2 protein-coding genes are annotated in these 2,500 nt (G+C 64.1%); one reads left to right on the top strand and one right to left on the bottom strand.

Annotated features, from left to right (window positions below):
* The first annotated feature begins 71 nt into the window (after window positions 1-71).
* Entirely contained in the window at window positions 72-2,030 is a 1,959-nt protein-coding gene (locus NKI70_RS27860) for a M23 family metallopeptidase (RefSeq protein ID WP_352725620.1), read from the top strand.
* A gap of 17 nt (window positions 2,031-2,047) precedes the next feature.
* Here the strand turns inward: NKI70_RS27860 and NKI70_RS27855 are convergent, their stop codons facing one another.
* Window positions 2,048-2,458 carry a hypothetical protein gene (locus NKI70_RS27855; RefSeq protein WP_352725618.1) on the bottom strand — a complete coding sequence of 137 codons (411 nt, stop codon included), beginning with the start codon at window positions 2,456-2,458 and terminating at the stop codon, window positions 2,048-2,050.
* Window positions 2,459-2,500: the final 42 nt, after the last annotated feature.

The following is a 2,500-nucleotide window of genomic DNA, read 5'->3' as shown; positions in this document are numbered from 1 at the left end:
GACAGGCAAATGTCATGGCCACAACAAGAACGACAAGCCGTTCCGCCCCGGGGAAGAAGCAGCCTTTCTGGATGCCAGACACGGAAGATGTCATAGCCGACCTCGGCAACGAGCCGCCGCTGATCGCGGACGGCCGCAGCGGCCCTCCCGACCGGCGCGAGGTTTCGGCGCGCTGGCTGTCGGGCACCTTCCTTACCGGCGTGACCTCGAGCGTGCTGATGGGCGTGGCGCTGTTTGCAGCGCTTGACGGCCGCCAGCAGTTGGCGACGCCACCCGAGATCGCCGAACTGATCAGCCTTGCCAGTGGCGACGATTCCGGTGAGATCGCCAAGACGACACGGCTGGTCGCGCTGCGCCAGATCGCCAAGGCCAAGGATCGCCGGCGCATGGAAGTGTCGATGGTGACCAAGGTTGGCGACCGCGACGTCATCCACACCATGCCTTTCGTGCAGATCAAGATGGCGCTTGCCGCCGGTCACACGACCAGCCGGGCCTATCCGCCTTTCGACCCGATGCAGGTGTTTGGCAATGGCGACGACAATGCCGCCCAGCCGGCCGCCGCCGCCGCCAGCCAGATCTATGGCGCCAAGGTCGAAAGCGAGATGAGCTTGAAGACCGTCGATTTTCCGATCGAGACGGCGGCCTTCGACGAAAAGAGCGACCTTTCTGCCGACGAGGTGGAAAAGGTCGTGCGCGAGGCCGGCACCGATCTGAGCGACGGCGCTGTCCAGGTCGCTTCGCTGCATTATGTCGACCCACAGCGGTTCGGTGACGGCTTCGCCGAGAGCATGGCCGGCTCCTATGACGTCAAGATCGTCCCGGAAAACGTCTCGGTGTCGCCGCGTGCCGCGGTCGACGATCAGGCGCCGGCCTTCGCCGAGGAAATCATCCCCTTCACCAAGGATCTCGACATTGCCGAGGCCTTCGCCGATTCGGGCTATACCGGTGACGACGCAACCGGGATGGCCGAGGCGATCGCCAAATTGCTGAATGCCACGGCCCTCAAGGCAGGAACCGTGCTGCGCGTTGGGCTCGAGGTCCATGGCGACGCCGCCAAGATCGTTCGCACCAGCGTGTACGACAGGACCCAGCACATCGTCACCATCGCGCTCGACGACCACGACCAGTACGTGCCGGCGCAGGAGCCGGAGCCAAATCCCGAATTGCTGACGGCGTTCGACGATTCGCCTGCGCCCATAGTACGCGGCAATCTGCCGAACATCTATGACGGCATCTACCGCACCGCTTATTCCTACGGCATGTCCAAGGCGATGACGCAACGGCTGATCAAGTTGCTGGCATCCAGTGTCGACTTTCAGTCGCGCCTCAATCCCACGGACCGCATTGAGGTGCTGTTCTCGCAGCCCGATGGCGACGACCAGGCGTCTGACGAATCCGAGCTGCTTTACGTCTCCGCGACTTTCGGCGGCACGACGCGAAATTTCTACCGTTTCCAGATGCAGGACGGCAGCACCGACTACTTCGACGAAAACGGCAGCAGCGCCGAGCAGTTTCTGCTGCGCAATCCCTTGCCCAATGGCCGGTTTACGTCCGGGTTCGGTGCCAGGCGTCACCCCATTTTGGGGTATGTGAAAATGCACACCGGCACCGACTGGGCAGCTCCCGTGGGATCGCCGATCATTGCCGCGGGCAACGGCGTCGTCGAAAAAGCCGGCTGGGCCGGCGGCTATGGCAAGCAGATCATCTTGCGTCACGCCAATGGCTACGAGACGTCCTACAATCACCAGAGCGCCTTTGCCAAAGGCATCGAGCCGGGTGTTCGCGTTCGCCAGGGTCAGGTTATCGGCTATCTCGGCTCAACCGGCCTCTCCACCGGTCCACATCTTCATTACGAACTGATCGTCAACGGCACAAAGGTCGATTCGATGCGCGTCCGCCTACCGGTCGGTAAGACGCTGAAGGGCGACGACCTCGTCGCCTTCAAGCGCGAGCGCGAACGCATCGACGACCTGCTCAAGCAGGAAGACAGCAATCAGTTGAAGGTCGCGAGCGCCAAGATCGAAGGCTGAGCCGACGTTTTTCGGCGTCAGCCGTGCTGATTCGCCGTGTCGCGCGCCCATGGCAGCCGCTCGCCGGAAACCGTCGTCCACGCGGTGATTGCCGAAAACAGGCAAAGCAGCGCGGTCACCGCGGCAACGGCGGCGAATGCCGCGTCGCTGGCGGCAAGTCGTGCCGCATCGAGGCCGGGCGCCAGGCCGGCTGGCGGCGGTTCGCCGAAACCCGGAATGCCGGAGCCGGCAGCGGTGCCGAGCACGCCAGCATAGACCCAGGCCGCCAGCGATCCCATCGCCGCCACGGCAATCAGGCCGCCGATGCGCGAGACGGCGTTGTTGATGCCCGAGGCCGCACCCGTATCCTTGTCCTCGACCGCCGGGATGACCGCGGGGGCCCCCGGCGGTACCCCCACCGCCCAGGCGCACCCCCAAACAGCCCTCACCGGGGATAACCCCCACCCCAAAATTTGGTTTGTCCAATAGGC

Source organism: Mesorhizobium sp. M0500, assembly GCF_040321165.1.
Lineage (GTDB): Bacteria > Pseudomonadota > Alphaproteobacteria > Rhizobiales > Rhizobiaceae > Mesorhizobium.
The sequence above is the reverse complement of the archived record's forward strand: the minus strand, read 5'-3'. Positions and strand labels throughout refer to the sequence as shown.

Coding starts and splice junctions, on each gene's coding strand:
- NKI70_RS27860 (WP_352725620.1), top strand. CDS start 72: ATGCCAGACACGGAAGATGTCATAGCCGACCTCGGCAACGAGCCGCCG.